This is a genomic window from Amycolatopsis sp. NPDC004772 (genome assembly GCF_053601215.1).
On sequence record NZ_JBSGBK010000133.1, the window covers coordinates 1 to 15,694 of the forward strand.

The following is a 15,694-nucleotide window of genomic DNA, read 5'->3' on the forward strand; positions in this document are numbered from 1 at the left end:
GTGGGGGTTGGGTGCGTTGTCCCCCCCGAACGCCACATTGGGTGCGCTGGACGCAACCAACGCCACATTGGGGCGCTTGAGAGCCGGGGTCAGCAGCCGATGAGGCGGGCCGCCAGATAGGACTCCAGCTTGTCGATCGCGATGCGCTCCTGCGACATCGAGTCGCGCTCGCGCACCGTCACCGCCTGGTCCTCGAGCGAGTCGAAGTCCACCGTGACGCAATACGGTGTGCCAATCTCGTCCTGGCGGCGGTAGCGGCGGCCGATCGCCTGGGCGTCGTCGAAGTCGACGTTCCAGTGCTTGCGCAGCGTCGCCGCGACCTCCTTCGCCTTCGGGGTCAGGTCGGCGTTGCGCGAAAGCGGCAGCACCGCGACCTTGAACGGCGACAGCCGCGGGTCGAGCTTGAGCACCACGCGGGTGTCGGTGCCACCCTTGGCGTTCGGCACCTCTTCCTCGACGTAGGAGTCCACCAGGAACGCCATCATCGACCGGCCGACACCCGCCGCCGGCTCGATGACGAACGGCCGGTACCGCTGGCCCGAGGCCTGGTCGAAGAACGACAGGTCCTGGCCCGAGTGGTTCGAGTGCGTCGTCAGGTCGAAGTCGGTGCGGTTCGCGATGCCCTCGAGCTCGCCCCACTCCTGACCGGCGTTGAACGCGAACCGGTACTCGATGTCGACGGTGCGCTTCGCGTAGTGCGAGAGCTTTTCCTTCGGGTGCTCGTAGTGGCGCAGGTTGTCGGCCTTGATGCCGAGGTCCGTGTACCACTTCGTGCGCTCGTCGATCCAGTACTGGTGCCAGCGCTCGTCCTCGCCCGGCTCGACGAAGAACTCCATCTCCATCTGCTCGAACTCGCGCGTCCGGAAGATGAAGTTGCCCGGCGTGATCTCGTTGCGGAAGGACTTGCCGATCTGGCCGATGCCGAACGGCGGCTTCTTCCGCGACGTCGTCTGGACGTTGGAGAAGTTCACGAAGATGCCCTGCGCGGTCTCCGGACGGAGGTAGTGCAGGCCCTCTTCGGACTCCACCGGGCCGAGGTAGGTCTTCAGCATCATGTTGAAGTCCCGCGGCGGGGTGTACTTGCCGCGCGTGCCGCAGTTCGGGCACGGCACCTCGGACAGGTCGTCCTCGCTGGTCTCCTTGCCGGTGCGCGCCGCGAACTCCTCGGCGAGCTGGTCGGCGCGGAACCGCTTGTGGCAGGACAGGCACTCGATCAGCGGGTCGGTGAACACGTTGACGTGCCCCGACGCGACCCAGACCTCACGCGGCAGGATCACCGACGAGTCGAGGCCGACGACGTCGTCGCGGCCCTGGACGACCGTCTTCCACCACTGGCGCTTGATGTTGTCCTTCAGCTCGACCCCGAGCGGCCCGTAGTCCCACGCAGAGCGGGTGCCGCCGTAGATCTCTCCGCTGGCGAAGACGAAACCACGGCGTTTGCACAGGCTGATGATCTTCTCAATGGTGTTCGTGGGCACTCCACGCTCCGAAAAGCTTGCGGGGACGGTTCAGGACTGAACGTCCAGGGTATCCGCCGGGGCCCACCGCTTTTCGCGCAGGTGAGCCTACGGCCGCGACACCAGCGACGCCGTGACGACGCGGTTGTCCTCGTAGCCCTCGCTGCCGCCGACGTACTCGCCGCCGCAGGTGACCAGCAGCAGCTTGTGCGGGCCGTCGGGGTCGAACAGCTGCTCGGACCGGCCGGCGAGGTCCGACTTGTGCACGGTCTCGGTGGCGTCGATCTTGTACACCCACGCGCCGCCGGCGGCGTCGGTCAGCTTGACCTCCTGCCCCTGCTTGACCTGCCAGAGCTCGTTGAACGGGCCCTTCTTGCCCTTCCAGTTCACGTGCCCGGACAGCAGCGCGACGCCGTGGTCGGCGCCCAGCTTCGCGCCCCACCAGGCGGCCTCGTCGAGGCCCTCCGGGATCTTCAGCGCGCCCGCGGCGTCGAGGTCCTCCTGGATCAGCTTCGCGGTGCCGCCGCCGGGCAGGGACAGCTGCGCCGGGTCGCTGCCGGTGCTCCGGGGGGTGCCCTGCGGCGCCGGCTGGTTCGCGGCGGGGACGGGCGTCCCGGTGCCGTTCGCCCCGGCGGGTTCATCCTTTCCGGTGAACACGAGCAGGGTCGCGACCAGCGCCGCGACCACGAACGCCCCGGCGACGCCGACGATCCACCAGCGGCCGGAGCCCTTCTTCGGCTCCGCCGGGTTCCGCTCCTGCATGGGCTTGTGCTCCTTCGCTGTCATGGCCAGTGCACAGACAGGCATGCCGCGAAGGGCGCTTCGGGTTGCAGCGAACCTTGTTCAGCCGGTGGGGCGCGTCACCAGCTCGGCCGTCACCAGGCGGTTCTCGTCGTAGCCCTCGGTGCCGCCGACGTAGTCGCCGCCGCAGGTCACCAGCACCAGCCGGTGCGGGCCGTCCTGCCCGAACCACCGGGCGGCCTGGGCCGGCAGCGTTTCCTTCGGCAGCGTGACGACGTCGTCGACGCGGTAGACCCACCGGCCGCCGCGCGCGTCGACCACGCTGACCTGGTCGCCGGCCCGCATGCGCCACAGCTCGTCGAACGGCCCGCGCCTGCCCTCCCAGTTCACGTGGCCGGACAGCAGCGCCGCCCCCTGGGCCGCGCCCAGCTTGGCGCCCCACCAGGCCGCGTCGCCGAGGCCGCGCGGGATCGGCAGCACGCCGGTGTCGGTGAGTTCGGTGCGGACCAGGCGGGCGGTGGCGCCGCCGGGCAGCCGGACCGTGCCCGGCCGCTGCTGGAAGGCGGATTCGCTGTCCGCGGGGAGCACCGCCGGGGCCGCGTTCTCACCCGGCAGCGAGCCGGGCGGGGGCGCCGCGGCCACCGGCGTCGCCGACGGCGGCAGCCAGGTCAGCACGACGATCCCGGCCGCGAAGGCGGCCACGGCCAGCGCCGCCGAGACGGCGGCCAGGGCGGTGCGCAGCACCTAGTCCGTCCCGGTCTTGCGCCGCCGGCCCAGCATCAGGGCGACGGCGGCGAAGAACACCCCGCCGAAGAGCAGGCCGATGCCGAGCGGGATGCGGGAGCCGTCCCCGTCGGTGGCGGGCGCGGCCGCGCCGAGGTAGCCGGCCGGCACCTGCGTCGGCACCGCGGGCTGGGTGGCGGTCGTGCCACCGGCCGGGCCGCCGGCCTTCGCGACGAACCCCTTCGGGATCGAGCAGCTGACCCCGCCGAGCACGATGTTCGTCTTCACGTCCTGCAGCGCGGTGCCCTGGGCGTCCTTGACGTGCGTGGTGATCTCGACCCGCCAGCCGGCGACCGCGGTGTGGTCGCCCCCGCGCCAGCCGTCCTGGCGGATCAGCTGGTCGAAGGCGGTGACGCGGGTCAGCGCGAGGTCGGAGACGGTGGTCGCCGGGTCGGCGTTGGTGATGTCACCGGGCGGCCCGAGGCGCAGGTTCTTGAGCTGGAGACCGGCGTTGCCGCCGGGCATCGGGACGATCCCGAGCCCGCCGCCGGCCTGGCGCACCCACAGCCGCGTCACCGACGACGTCGTCGACAACTTGCCAGGGCCGGTGCAGTCCACCGACGTCTTGGCGCCTTCGAGCACGAGGACGGTGTTGTCGGCGGGCCTGGTGCCGCCCTGCCAGGTGTCCCGCAGCGCGTAGTTGGTCTCCGCGGTGGCGGTCGGCACGGTGGTGGCCTGCAGCGCGGCGAAGACGTTGTGGTCGCGGCTCGGGACCCCGGGCGGGTACGGGTTCTGTGACGCGCTGTAGCGGCCGAGGGCGATCTGGTAGTGCCCGCCGAAGGTGGCGCGCTCGCCGTCGTCCTTGGGGACCGCGACGCGGTCCGCGCCGAGCTTCGACTGGCCGGGCAGCAGCGGGGATCGTTGCGTTTCGGTGATCAGGGCGCCGCCGCGCTGGCCTTGGTCCCCGATCCGCACCGAGGCGATGTTCGCGAACGAGACCGGGCCGGTCTTCTCGTCGACGGCCTGGGTCTGCGCACCCGCGACACCCACGCCGACCAGCGGAAACACCGCGGCGGCCAGGGCGGCTGCCTTCGTCACCAAACGCGTCATGTCTCCCCACTGCTCTGCTCGGGACGGGTCGCCGGCGTGCGGGAAACGGCGAAACGCTCCGCGACAACCTTGCACCGTCGGCGACGACATGCGAAGCCGCAGGGCCAATATCCCACGAACTCACCCGAACGGGGTAATACGACCGGCCGTACCCCGCAGCTCGGCGCCGCGGCGGGGGTCCCGGACGGGGGAACACTAGGATGGGCGGCACCGTTATCGGCAATGACTACGGAATTCATGGTCGCGGGCAGCGTGGAGGCGGGAATGGCGACGGTCACCGGGAGTGGCGCCCAGCCGGGGCTCGCGGACTGCGCCCCGGCGGCCGGAGGGTCTCCGGCGCACCCCCCGCAGTCGGTGCTGACGGACGCGGGCGACCTGCTGCGCGCGCTGGCGGCCCCGGTCCGGATCGCGATCGTGCTGCAGCTGCGCGCGGCCGACCGGTGCGTGCACGAGCTGGTGGACGCGCTCGACGTCGCCCAGCCGCTGATCAGCCAGCACCTGCGGGTGCTGAAGACCGCCGGGGTGGTCCAGGGCGAGCGCCGCGGCCGCGAGGTCGTCTACCGCCTCGCCGACGACCACCTGGCGCACATCGTGGTCGACGCCGTCGCCCACGTGCAGGAAGGAAAGTGATGAACACCGCCGCGTCGCGCAGCCAGGCCCCGGTCCCCGGGCGCCGATCCACCCGGCAGCGGTCCGCGGTCGTCGAGCTGCTCAGCACGATCGACGACTTCCGTTCGGCCCAGGAACTCCACGACGAGCTGCGCAAACGCGGCGACGGCATCGGCCTGACGACGGTGTACCGCACGCTGCAGTCGCTGTCGGAGGCCGGCGAGATCGACGTGCTGCGCACGGATTCGGGCGAGGCGATCTACCGGCGGTGCTCGGCGCACCACCACCATCACCTGGTGTGCCGGCTGTGCGGCCGCACGGTCGAGGTCGAGGGGCCGGCGGTGGAGCGCTGGGCGGAGAAGATCGCGGCGGAGCACGGCTTTTCGGAGATCTCGCACACGGTGGAGATCACCGGGACCTGCGCCGAGCACTAGCCCGGACGTTCCAAGGCGGCCTTCGCCGGGCACGGGATTTCGCCGGACTGGACCGAGCCGTCCCGCGCACCCGGGAGCCGAGCAGGCAGTCCGTCCCGCAGGTCGACCGATCACCGGCCCGGTAGGCCACTCCGACGTCGGTTCCCCGGAGGGCGCACTGGCGGCGGCTGTGGGATCTGCTTGTCCGGGTTGACCGGCCGCGGACCTGGCATTCGTAGCAGGCCGTCACCGGCTCTCGGAAGCTTCCGCGCACACCGGGCCGCCGAGGTTTGCGGAAGGGCCCGCTTTCCGCGGCCACCTGCCGGGCGACCGCGTCGGTCTCGTCGCACGCGACCAGGGTTGCGGCGCACAGTACGGAAAGGCTGACCGCCCGTCTTGGACGAATGTCAGTACTCGTAGGGATCCTTCGGGGGCGGGACCGGTGTCACCGAGGCCGGGATGAAGTCCGGGGTGTAGCTGTTGTCCTTCGTCGCCGTGCCCGGGACGACCCGGCCGGTCACCTGGATCCACGCGTCGCTCGCCAGGTGGTCGGCTTGGCCGCCGCGGAGGCGGACCGTCACCGGGAACGCGTCCGCCGCGCAGCAGCTGATCACCAGCCGCGCCAGGAGGGTGCTGCCTCCGGTGTGGACGACGAAGCCGGTCAGCGAAACCGTGCGGCCGTTCAGGGTGCCCGCCGCATCCCAGCCCGCGCGGGTGACGAAATCGTTCACCGCCAACGGCACCACGTTCCCCGGCGGTAAGGGCGGGAACGCCGCGGCGTTGGCCACGGCTGCACTGGAGGGGGCGCGGGCCTCCGTGCGGATCACGGAGTCCGCGCCCAGCGCCGGTGGCGCGACCAGGAACACCGCCAGCACGGGGACCAGCAGCAGCCACGCCGGACGGGCGGAGTGCGAGTGGTCGCCATGCTCGCCGGGGTCGACATGCGCGGCATGGTCGACGTGCTCGCCGTGGCCGCCGAGCTCGACCTCGCTGCCATGCGCGGCGCGGCCGCCATCCGTGGCGTGGTCGCGATGCTCGCCGGGGCCGCCATGGTCGGCGTGGCCGCCATGTTCGCCGGGGCCGCCAAGCTCGACCTCGCTGCCATGCGCGGCGGGGCCGCCATGCCCGCCCGGGCCGCCGAGCACGAGCTCGCTGCCGTGCGCGGCGTGGCCGCCAAGCCCGGCCTCGCTGCCATGCGCGGCGCGGCCGCCATGCCCGCCCGGGCCGCCAAGCTCGCCATACTCGGCGCCGCCGCCATGGCCGCCCGGGCCGTCGGGTGCGGGGCGTCGGGACGTCACCAAGTCGCGGACGATCGCGACCGCGCCCAGCAGCACCATCACCGCGCCGCCCGTGATGATCCAAGGTTGCTGGGCCGGTTTGACGTACCTCAGATAGTCGCCGTTGGCCGCGATCTTGACCAAAGCGCCGCCGAGCAGGATCAAAAGGATGTTCTGGGTTTCCCGTTTCACGCAACCCCCACCAGGAATCCGGCGCCCAGCGCGCAGGCCACCGCCACCACGAACGTCACCGGCGCGAACCGCACCGCGAACGACCTCCCGAACGTGCCCGCCTGCAACGCGAACAGCTTGACGTCGATCGCCGGGCCCACCACCAGGAACACCAGCTTCGGCAGCAGGGGCAACGCCGTCAGGGACGCCGCCACGAAGGCGTCCGCCTCGCTGCACAGCGCCAGCACCACCGCCAGGACCGCCAGCACCACCACGCCCAGCACCAGCTGATCGCCCAGGACGCCGAACCAGCGGGCCGGCACCAGGACGTTCAGCGCCGACGAGATCATTGCCCCCAGCACCAGGAAACCGCCCGCCTCGACCAGGTCCGTGCGCGCTGTCTCGGCGAACACGCGCCACCGGTGACCGCCCGCCACGTCCGGGAGGCGCCGCAACGCGCGCGCCGTGATCCACTCGAGTTTGCCCCAGCGGGCCCACAACCAGCCCATTACCATCGCCGTCGCCAACGAACCGGCGAAGCGCGCCAGGACCATCTCCGGCTTGCCGGGGAACGCGACCGCCGTCGCCACCAGCACCACCGGGTTCACCGCCGGGGCCGCCAGCAGGAACGTCAGCGCCGCCGCCGGGGCCACGCCCTGCCCCATCAGCCGCCGCGCCACCGGCACCGAAGCGCATTCGCACCCCGGCAGCGCGACGCCCGCCAGCCCGGCGACGCCGACCGCCGCGCCCGCTCGGCGGGGCAGCACCTTCTCCAGCACGCGCGCGGGGACGAACGCCGCGATGGCCCCGCTGATCAGCACGCCCAGCACCAGGAACGGCAGTGCCTGCACGCAGACCGCGACGAACACGGTCGAGCCGGTGCGCAACGCGGGCACGTCGAACACGTCCTGCAGCCAACCCTGGGCCAGGATCGCGATCAGCAGGATCGCGCACAGCACTTCGACCGAGCTGATCCGGAACCGGCGCGTGCGCCGGCCGGGCTCGGCCGCGGTATCGGAAACGATGTTCACGACCGCGATGATGCCAGGGCCGTCCGACGAGACGGGACCCGCACGGACCGCGAACGGAGGATCACGGTCCGTTTCGGTACCCGATCCTCCGTTCGCGGCGGAAAGTCCACCCCGGACGGGTCAGTCGCCGGGCACGATTCCGGGCAGATCGGTCCTCAGCTGCGAAGCCGTCGACACGACCAGCATCAGCAACGTCCCGAGCGCCGCCGGGTCCAAACCGGCCGCCGGGAACGCGTACCGCAGCGTCACGTCGACCCCGTTGTCCGAATGCCCGACGCCGAGCGTCCCGAACAGGCCCTGGCCCGCCCGCTCGGCGACGGCGATCGAGAGCGCGGGCTCGTCCACCAGGTCCCAGCCGACCACGCAGGTCAGCGTGAGCACGGTGAGGCCTTCGCCGAGCCGGGTCGCCTGGATCACGCACGGCACGCCGCCGTGGGAGAACGTCAGCGCGCCGTCGTCGTCGACGTGCACCTCGAGATACCGCTCCAGCGCCTCCCGGGCCCGCGTCAGCAGCTCCGCGGTCTCGACGGCTTCGGTGGCGCTCACGAAGAAGCCGCCTGGTCGACGGCGCCGCCGAAGCGGCGATCCCGCTTCGCGAATTCCAGGCAGGCGCGCCACAGGTGGGTCCGGTCGAAGTCCGGGAACAGCGTGTCCTGGTAGACCATCTCGGCGTAGGCCGACTGCCACAGCAGGAAGTTCGACGTCCGCTGCTCGCCCGAGGGCCGCAGGAACAGATCCACGTCCGGCATGTCCGGCTGGTACAGGTACTTCCCGATGGTCTTCTCGGTGACCTTGTCCGGGTTCAGCTTGCCGGCGGCGACGTCCTGCGCGATCCGCTGCATGGCGTCGCCCAGCTCGGCGCGGCCGCCGTAGTTGACGCACATGGTCATGTTCAGCGCCGTGTTGTGCTTGGTCTTCTCCTCGGCCGCCTGCAGCTCCTTGATCACCGACGCCCACAGCTTCGGCCGCCGCCCCGCCCAGCGGATGCGCACGCCGATCGAGCCGAGATAGTCGACCTGGCGGCGGATGGTGTCGCGGTTGAAGCCCATCAGGAACCGCACCTCTTCGGGGCTGCGCTTCCAGTTCTCCGTCGAGAACGCGTACACCGAGAGCCACTTGACGCCGATCTCGACCGCGCCCGCGGCGACGTCGATCATCACCGCTTCGCCGCGCTTATGGCCCTCGATCCGCGGCAGGCCGCGCTGATTGGCCCAGCGGCCGTTGCCGTCCATGACCAGCGCAACGTGCTTGGGCACCAGCTCGCGCGGGATTTCCGGCGGTTTCGCGCCCGACGGGTGCGGATCCGGGGCCCGCAGCTCGTATCGCGACGCCTTGTTCTCGCGTCCCCTGCGCAGCACTGCGAGCCTCCCTGAATGGGTTAACCGGTCGGGCCGACCCTACTGCTTGGGCACCGCCTGTCCTTCGGGGGTTCGGGTGGCGGAGCCCCCGACTCGGGGCGAAGCCCCGGGCGGCACAGCTTCCCGGGCGCGTCGCTCGACCAGGGGAAGGGACCGCAGCTGCCGCTCCAGGTGCCACTGCAGGTGCGCCGCGACCAGGCCGCTCGCGTCTCGGCGGGTGCCGGGCAGGGTCGCCTCGGCCATCTCCCACTCGCCGTGCAGCAGGGCCGTGAGCAGGTCGAGGACCTCGGGCGCGGGGTGCACGGAGCCCGGGACGCGGCAGTCCTGGCACATCGAGCCGCCGGCCGGGACGCTGAACGCGACGTGCGGGCCGGGCAGGCCGCAGCGAGCGCACTCGGTGAGCGCGGGGGCCCACCCGGCGTAGGACATCGCGCGGAGGAAGAACGCGTCGAGCACGAGCGAGGGGTCGCGTTCGCCGGCGGCGAGCGACCGCAGCGCGCCGCAGAGGAGGAGGTACAGCTTGAGCACCGGCTCGCCCTCTTCGGCCGAGAGCCGGTCCGCGGTTTCGGCGATCGCGCTGGCCGCGGTGTAGCGCTGGTAGTCGGCGACCAGCGGCAGCTGGAACGCGTCGACGGTCTCGACCTGGGTGATGACGTCGAGCGTGCGCCCGGTGTAGAACTGCACGTCGACGTGGCCGAACGGCTCCAGCCGGGCCCCGAACCGCGACGAAGTCCGCCGCACGCCCTTCGCCACGGCACGCACCTTGCCGTGCCGCCGCGTCAGCAGGGTGACGATCCGGTCGGCCTCACCCAGCTTGTGCGTGCGCAACACCACCCCGGTGTCGCGGTAGAGGTTCACCACCCCGACATCGTCCCACTTCGGGATGATGCCGGGGTGGAGCGCCCCACGGAGAATCCGGATCAGCAGTAGTAGCCGTAGCAGGTGCTGGCGGCGACCGCCGCGATGATGATCCAGACGATCGTCAGCACGCAGCCCAGTGCGCCGATGATGGTGGCGATCAGGCAGAGCGTCTTCGTGGTGCGCGAGGCCTGTTCCGCCATCGCGTAGTTGCCCTGCATCTTGTACGTCTGGACCTCGTTGGACTTCATGATCGCGAAGATCGCGAGGATCCAGCAGAGGAAGATGCTGCCGATCGCCCAGCCCTTGTAGTCCTTGATGGCGTTGATGTCGCCGCCACCGGGCATGCCGTAGCCGGGGGCACCGAAGCCGCCGGTGGGCGGCTGGCCGTACGGCGCGGGCTGCCCGTACGGCGCCGGCTGGCCGTAGGGCGCGGGCATGCCGCCGGAGGGCGGGCCGTAGCCCGGCTGCTGCGGCTGCTGGCCGTAGGGCTGCTGCTGGCCGTAGGGATTGGTCATGACGTTGTACCCCAACTATTCGTGAACTTCCCGCCGGGCGAACTCCGGCGGTGGTGCGGAAGGAACGGGTCAGCGCTGCTCGTTCGGCGGCTGGCCGAACTGGCCCGGCTGGATCTTCTGGGTCGCTTCGGGCTCGTCCTGGGTGCCGGGCCGCAGCATCTGGGTGCGCTCGGCCTGCTCGTCGAAGGCACTCCCGGAGCCCGGCTGCAGCATCTGGGTGCGCTCCGCCTGCTCGTCGAAGGCGCCCCCACCCGGCGGCGGGGCGAGCGGCTGCTGCCCGAAGCCGCCCGGCTGCGGGGGCTGCGCGAAGCCACCGGACGACGGCGGCTGGCCGAACCCGCCCGGCTGCGGCTGGCCGAAGCCACCCGGCGCGGGCTGCTGCTCGAAGCCGCCGGACTGCGGCTGCTGCTGCGGGAAGCCACCGGACGCAGGCTGCTGCGGGAAGCCACCGGACGCGGGCTGCTGCGGGAAACCGCCGGAGGGCGGCTGGCCGAACTGACCGGGCTGCTGCCCCGGCGGCGGGTAGCCGCCGGCGAACGCCTGCCCGCCCGGCTGGCCGAACGGCGCGGCCGCGTCGGCGTTGACCACGATGGTGCCGACGATCTTGTCCGAGAGGGTCTGGGACTTGTCGTCCCACAGCGGCCACAGCCAGCCGACGTAGCAGACGGCGCTGTCGATGGCGTGTGCCAGGTCGCGCACGAACGCCATGCCCGGGCCGACCGGCTGCCCGGTGTCCTCGCGGACGAGCTTGATCTTGGCGTACCGCTTGCCCATCGACTGGCCGGTGTTGCCCTGCGTGATCCACCGGTTGTAGACGGTCCAGGCGATCTGGCCCAGCCAGCCGAGCACCCCCACCAGAACCCACAGTGAGCCGACGTTCCCGAAGATGAACAGGAGCGGGACGAGGATCACGTACAGCACGAGGATCGGGGCGACGTCGATGAGCCAGCCGAGGGCGCGCTGCCCCCAGCTCGCGTAGTTCCGCGAGGGACCGAAGGGACTGCCCTGCTGACCGAACGGCGCCTGCTGCCCGAACGGCGCCGGCTGGCCGTAGGGCGCGGGCTGCCCGAACGGCGCCTGCCCCGGCTGCGGCTGGCCGAACGGAGGCTGGCCACCGGGCTGCTGCCCGAAGGACTGCTGACCGTAGGGATCGGTCATTGGGTGTCTTCCCCTCGCTGGTCACTTCCCCGACACGCGGAAACGGATCCGCCCACGTCGGTCCGGTCCGCGGGAGCGTACTCGGTTCACCTGCGGCCGCGCCGCCCAGGCTTCAGCTGTCCGGGTGAATCGGTCGTCCGTCCGACGCGGACCGTGGCCGTCCGGTTCCCGGCCGCCGGGGATCAGACGTGCAGAGCCGTGAACGGCGCGAACGGGAGGTTGCGGATGACGAACCAGACGACGAACACGACGGAAAAGATCAGCGGTGTCCAGCGCCAGTGCAGCCAGCTGTCCATCGCGCGGCCGCGCAGGCGCCCGAGGATCCACGCGGCCATGCTCCACACCATCAGCAGCACGACGACGAACGACACGGCGTTGTAGTGCAGGGCGGCGGGGATGTCGCCGTGCATCAGGCTGTACGCCATCCGCATGCCGCCGCAGCCCGGGCAGTCGATGCCGAGCAGCGCCTTCGTCGGGCACACGGGCAGGAACCCGCCCGGGGTGGTCGGGTCGCCGACCCAGACCGCCACGCAGCACGCGCCGAGCCCGGCGGCGACGGCCATCGGCGCGCCGAGCGCGCGCAGCTTGGCTTTGGCGCCGCGGGCCGGGTATCCCGTGTAGACGGTCGTGGTCACGGCGTCAGCTGACTCGCGTTGACGCCGACGATCACGATCATCACCACGATGAACACGACGTAGAGCAGCAGGAGGATCCCGGTCGAGATGGCCGACCACATCGCCCACTTGCGGGCGTCGGCCGCGGCCTTGTGCGCCTCGGCGTGGGCGCCCTGGAACCAGAGCGACTGCACCTGGCTGGACTTCACGATCGCGACCACACCCAGGGGCAGGCAACAGAGCACGGTGCTGAGAATCGCCCACACCATGTTGTTGTCCGGCGGCGGCCCGTAGGGGTTGGGCGGCGGGTAGCCGTAGCCGTAGTTCGGTCCGCCCGGGGGCGGGTACGGCGGCGGGTACTGGTCGGTCACCGGGATCCTCCTGCTGCTCGGCTACGTCAGTATGACGTCGTGCCGGTGCCGAACGTGAAGACACCCGCAATCATCAGGATGATCCACAGCACGAGCCACGCGACGCCGACGATCGCCGAGATGATCGCCCACTTCTTGGCCGAGTTGGCGGCCTCCTGCGCGGCGGCCGTCTGACCCTGCGCCCACAGGCCGTTGACCTTCGCGGCCTGCACGATCGACACGACGCCGAACGGGAGGCAGCACAGGATCGTGGTCAGGATGGCCCACACGAGGTTGTTGCTCGGGGGCGGGCCCGGCTGGTAGCCGCCCGGCTGCCCACCGGGGTAGTTCGGCTGGCCGCCGGGCTGGTTCGGCTGGTCGCCGGGGTAGTTGGGCATGCCCTGGCTGTCGGTCATGGTCGGTCGTTCCCCTTCGTCGTGCTCCTCGGACGACCACCGGGTCCGCGGGCCGCCCCGACCGGCCGCGGTGTGGTCGAAGCCGCGACTGTAGGGGGCGAGATCATCGCGCGCCTCGCGTTTCGTCCCGCCGCGACCGAAATGAGACCAGGAATTCCGCCACCGCTCCCCGGGGCGGGGAAAGCGCAGGTCAGAAACCGAGTCGTCGTAACTGACGGGGGTCGCGCTGCCACTCCTTGGCGACCTTGATGTGCAGGTCGAGGTAGACCTTCGAGCCGAGCAGCGCCTCGATGTTCTTGCGGGCGGTGGCGCCGACCTCGCGCAGCCGTTCGCCCTTGTGCCCGAGGATGATCCCCTTCTGGCTGGGCCGTTCCACGTAGAGGAACGCGTGCACGTCGACGAGGTCGTCGCGGCCTTCGCGGGGCAGCATCTCCTCGACGGTGACGGCGATCGAGTGCGGCAGCTCGTCGCGGACGCCTTCCAGCGCCGCCTCGCGGATCAGCTCGGCGACCAGCGTCTGCTCCGGCTCGTCGGTGAGCTCGCCGCCGGGGTACAGCTGCGGGCCCTCGGGCAGCCGCTGGACCAGCAGGTCGGCCAGGGTGCCGACCTGGAAGCCGTCCACTGCGGACACCGGGACGAGCTCGGCGAAGTCCATCACTTGCTGCAGCGCAAGCAACTGTTCGGCGACCTGCTGGGGCTGGACGAGGTCGGTCTTGGTGACGATGCCGATGACCGGGGTCCGCTTGGCGATCTTCTGGAGCTCGGCGGCGATGAACTTGTCGCCGGGCCCGATCTTCTCGTTCGCCGGGACGCAGAACCCGACGACGTCCACTTCGGACCACGTCGTGTGCACGATGTCGTTGAGCCGCTCGCCGAGCAGGGTGCGCGGGCGGTGCAGGCCGGGCGTGTCGATCAGGACGAGCTGGGCGTCGTCGCGGTGGACGATCCCGCGGATCGCGTGCCGGGTGGTCTGCGGCTTGCTGGAGGTGATCGCGACCTTGGTGCCGACGAGGGCGTTGGTCAGCGTCGACTTGCCGGCGTTGGGCCGGCCGACGAAGCAGGCGAAGCCGGAACGGTGCTCGGTCATCGCTCGAGCACCTCGAGGACCGTGCCGTCCGGGGCGGCCAGGATGATCGGCGCGTACTTCGCGATGTCGCGGACCGCGTGCACGGACGCGCCCTTGAGCAGGCCCTCTTCGCTGACGACGGCGGCGGCCTCGATGCCTTCGGCGCCGCTGGAGAGCGCGGCGGCGACCGCGGCCTGGAGCGCGGTGAGCTTGAACGACGGCTGGTCGACCGTGCCCGCGGCGTAGGTGCGGCCGTCGGTGTCGCGGACCGCGGCGCCCTCGGGGGCCTGGATGCGGGCGCGCGAGGACCGGGCCAGCGTGACGAGTTTCTGGTCCTCGGCCTCGAGGTCAGGCATGTTCGACGCTCCTGTCGCGTTCGTCGGGGTGGGGCAGGCGCGTGCGGCGGCGCGTCCGGTCGACTGGGTCCGTCATGGCTTCGGCGTCGGCCGGGTGCACGACCACGGAGGTGATCCGCATGCGGCCGCGCCGGTCCTTGCCCCCTTCGGCGAACAGCCGAAGGCCGGCGACCTCGGCTTCGGCCCCCGGCAGCGGGACCCTACCCAGTCGTTCCGCGAGCAGCCCGCCCACGGTCTCCACGTCGTGGTCTTCGAGGTCGATGCCGAAGAGCTCGCCCAGGTCGTCGACGGTCATCCGGGACGAGACGCGGACGGCGCCGCCGTCGAGCTCCTCGACCTCGGGCCGCTCGTCGGCGTCGGACTCGTCGGTGATCTCGCCGACGATCTCCTCGAGGACGTCTTCGATGGTGAGCAGGCCCGCCGTGCCGCCGTACTCGTCGACGGCGATCGCCATGTGGTTGTGCGAGCGCTGCATTTCCTTGAGCAGCTCGTCGAGCCGTTTGGAGTCGGGGACGAAGGACGCCTGGTTCATCACCGAGTCGACCACCGTGCTCGGCCCGTCGGGGTCGAGGTAGCCGGTCATCAGGTCCTTGATGTTGACGACGCCGACGATGTCGTCGACGGACTCGTCGATCACCGGCAGCCGGGTGAAGCCGGTGCGCAGCGCGAGGGCGAGGGCCTGCCGGACGGTCTTGGTGCGCTCGATCCAGACGATCTCGGTGCGCGGCACCATGACTTCGCGGGCGACGGTGTCGCCGAGCTCGAAGACGGAGTGGATCATCTCGCGCTCGGAGTCCTCGACGACGCCGCGTTCCTGGGCCATGTCGACGAGCTCGCGCAGCTCGACCTCGGAGGTGAACGGGCCTTCGCGGAAGCCCTGGCCGGGGGTGATGGCGTTACCGATGAGGATGAGCAGCCGGGACAGCGGGCCGAGGACGGAGCCGAGGACCCGGACGGGCCCGGCGACGTACCGGCCGATCCGGTAGGGGTGCTGGCGGCCGAGGGTGCGCGGGCCGACGCCGATGAGGACGTAGCTGACCACGACCATGACGACCGCGGCGACCAGCACGGCGAGGCCGAGCGGGGCGAGCCGGGTGCCGACGAACACCGTGACGAGCACGGTGGCGGTGAGTTCGCAGCCGAGGCGGAGCAGGAGCAGCAGGTTGATGTGCCGGCGCCGTTCGGCGACGACGGCGGCGAGCTGGCTCGCGCCGGGCAGCCCGAGCCGGGCGAGGCCGTCGGCGCGGGCCTGGGAGACGGTGCTGATCGCGGCGTCCGCCGCCGCGAACACGCCCGCCAGGAGGACGAGCGCGATCGCGAAGAAGAGCTGTTCCATGGCTGACGCCTAGGGCGTTTCCGAGGTCTGGCCCCAAGCGCCCCAATGTGGCGTTGGTTGCGTTGGACGCACCCAATGTGGCGTTGGGGGGGGGGGGTGGGGCGAACACCCGCAAGCTCGAGCAAACAACAG

Annotated in this window: 18 protein-coding genes and 1 pseudogene; 2 read left to right on the plus strand and 17 right to left on the minus strand. The window is 71.4% G+C overall.

What is annotated here, in order from left to right:
- Positions 1–89: 89 nt before the first annotated feature.
- From ACWEF6_RS40670 to ACWEF6_RS40685, 4 genes are all read right to left on the minus strand, one after another.
- The gene (locus tag ACWEF6_RS40670; RefSeq protein ID WP_449687840.1) at positions 90–1,478 is read right to left on the minus strand and encodes a glycine--tRNA ligase; all 1,389 of its coding nucleotides are present in this window, start codon (positions 1,476–1,478) and stop codon (positions 90–92) included.
- A gap of 87 nt (positions 1,479–1,565) precedes the next feature.
- Entirely contained in the window at positions 1,566–2,219 is a 654-nt protein-coding gene (locus tag ACWEF6_RS40675; protein WP_449687841.1) for a class F sortase, read from the minus strand.
- Between the two features lie 81 nt (positions 2,220–2,300).
- A complete protein-coding gene (locus ACWEF6_RS40680; RefSeq protein WP_449687842.1) occupies positions 2,301–2,942 on the minus strand; it encodes a class F sortase in 642 nt (213 codons plus the stop codon).
- Entirely contained in the window at positions 2,943–4,031 is a 1,089-nt protein-coding gene (locus ACWEF6_RS40685) for a hypothetical protein (protein ID WP_449687843.1), read from the minus strand.
- 264 nt (positions 4,032–4,295) lie between these two features.
- Here ACWEF6_RS40685 and ACWEF6_RS40690 point away from each other — a divergent pair, with 264 nt between their 5' ends.
- Positions 4,296–4,661 carry an ArsR/SmtB family transcription factor gene (locus ACWEF6_RS40690; RefSeq protein WP_396136944.1) on the plus strand — a complete coding sequence of 122 codons (366 nt, stop codon included), beginning with the start codon at positions 4,296–4,298 and terminating at the stop codon, positions 4,659–4,661.
- Positions 4,661–5,074: a Fur family transcriptional regulator gene (locus tag ACWEF6_RS40695; protein WP_086839655.1), complete on the plus strand. Its 414-nt coding sequence runs from the start codon at positions 4,661–4,663 to the stop codon at positions 5,072–5,074. The genes ACWEF6_RS40690 and ACWEF6_RS40695 overlap by 1 nt, the downstream gene beginning before the upstream one ends.
- 386 nt (positions 5,075–5,460) lie before the next feature.
- On the opposite strand, the pseudogene ACWEF6_RS40700 reads toward ACWEF6_RS40695, so the two are convergent.
- The 13 genes and pseudogenes from ACWEF6_RS40700 to ACWEF6_RS40760 all read right to left on the minus strand — a co-directional run.
- Positions 5,461–5,982, minus strand: a pseudogene (locus ACWEF6_RS40700) (TIGR03943 family putative permease subunit); the annotation flags it as partial.
- A gap of 536 nt (positions 5,983–6,518) precedes the next feature.
- Entirely contained in the window at positions 6,519–7,532 is a 1,014-nt protein-coding gene (locus tag ACWEF6_RS40705; protein ID WP_449687844.1) for a permease, read from the minus strand.
- 120 nt (positions 7,533–7,652) lie between these two features.
- The gene (locus ACWEF6_RS40710) at positions 7,653–8,078 is read right to left on the minus strand and encodes a YbjN domain-containing protein (RefSeq protein ID WP_449687845.1); all 426 of its coding nucleotides are present in this window, start codon (positions 8,076–8,078) and stop codon (positions 7,653–7,655) included.
- A complete protein-coding gene (locus ACWEF6_RS40715) occupies positions 8,075–8,890 on the minus strand; it encodes an isoprenyl transferase (RefSeq protein ID WP_449687846.1) in 816 nt (271 codons plus the stop codon). Before ACWEF6_RS40715 ends, ACWEF6_RS40710 begins: the two co-directional genes overlap by 4 nt.
- A gap of 39 nt (positions 8,891–8,929) precedes the next feature.
- Positions 8,930–9,751 (minus strand): DNA repair protein RecO, encoded by an 822-nt coding sequence (recO, locus tag ACWEF6_RS40720; protein WP_449678614.1) that lies wholly within the window; start codon positions 9,749–9,751, stop codon positions 8,930–8,932.
- A gap of 59 nt (positions 9,752–9,810) precedes the next feature.
- Positions 9,811–10,266 (minus strand): CD225/dispanin family protein, encoded by a 456-nt coding sequence (locus ACWEF6_RS40725; protein WP_449678613.1) that lies wholly within the window; start codon positions 10,264–10,266, stop codon positions 9,811–9,813.
- Positions 10,267–10,335: 69 nt separating this feature from the next.
- On the minus strand, positions 10,336–11,424 hold the full coding sequence (locus tag ACWEF6_RS40730) for an RDD family protein (protein ID WP_449687847.1): 1,089 nt from the start codon (positions 11,422–11,424) through the stop codon (positions 10,336–10,338).
- 182 nt (positions 11,425–11,606) lie between these two features.
- Positions 11,607–12,059, minus strand: a complete 453-nt coding sequence (locus tag ACWEF6_RS40735) for a DUF2752 domain-containing protein (RefSeq protein WP_310972445.1) — start codon at positions 12,057–12,059, stop codon at positions 11,607–11,609.
- Entirely contained in the window at positions 12,056–12,409 is a 354-nt protein-coding gene (locus ACWEF6_RS40740) for a CD225/dispanin family protein (protein ID WP_449687848.1), read from the minus strand. Before ACWEF6_RS40740 ends, ACWEF6_RS40735 begins: the two co-directional genes overlap by 4 nt.
- A 26-nt stretch (positions 12,410–12,435) precedes the next feature.
- Entirely contained in the window at positions 12,436–12,804 is a 369-nt protein-coding gene (locus ACWEF6_RS40745) for a CD225/dispanin family protein (protein WP_310972442.1), read from the minus strand.
- Positions 12,805–12,994: 190 nt separating this feature from the next.
- A complete protein-coding gene (era, locus tag ACWEF6_RS40750) occupies positions 12,995–13,891 on the minus strand; it encodes a GTPase Era (RefSeq protein ID WP_449687849.1) in 897 nt (298 codons plus the stop codon).
- Positions 13,888–14,226 carry a cytidine deaminase gene (locus tag ACWEF6_RS40755; protein ID WP_290060591.1) on the minus strand — a complete coding sequence of 113 codons (339 nt, stop codon included), beginning with the start codon at positions 14,224–14,226 and terminating at the stop codon, positions 13,888–13,890. The genes era and ACWEF6_RS40755 overlap by 4 nt, the downstream gene beginning before the upstream one ends.
- Complete coding sequence (locus tag ACWEF6_RS40760; protein ID WP_310972438.1) at positions 14,219–15,562, minus strand: hemolysin family protein; 1,344 nt, start codon at positions 15,560–15,562, stop codon at positions 14,219–14,221. The genes ACWEF6_RS40755 and ACWEF6_RS40760 overlap by 8 nt, the downstream gene beginning before the upstream one ends.
- Positions 15,563–15,694: the final 132 nt, after the last annotated feature.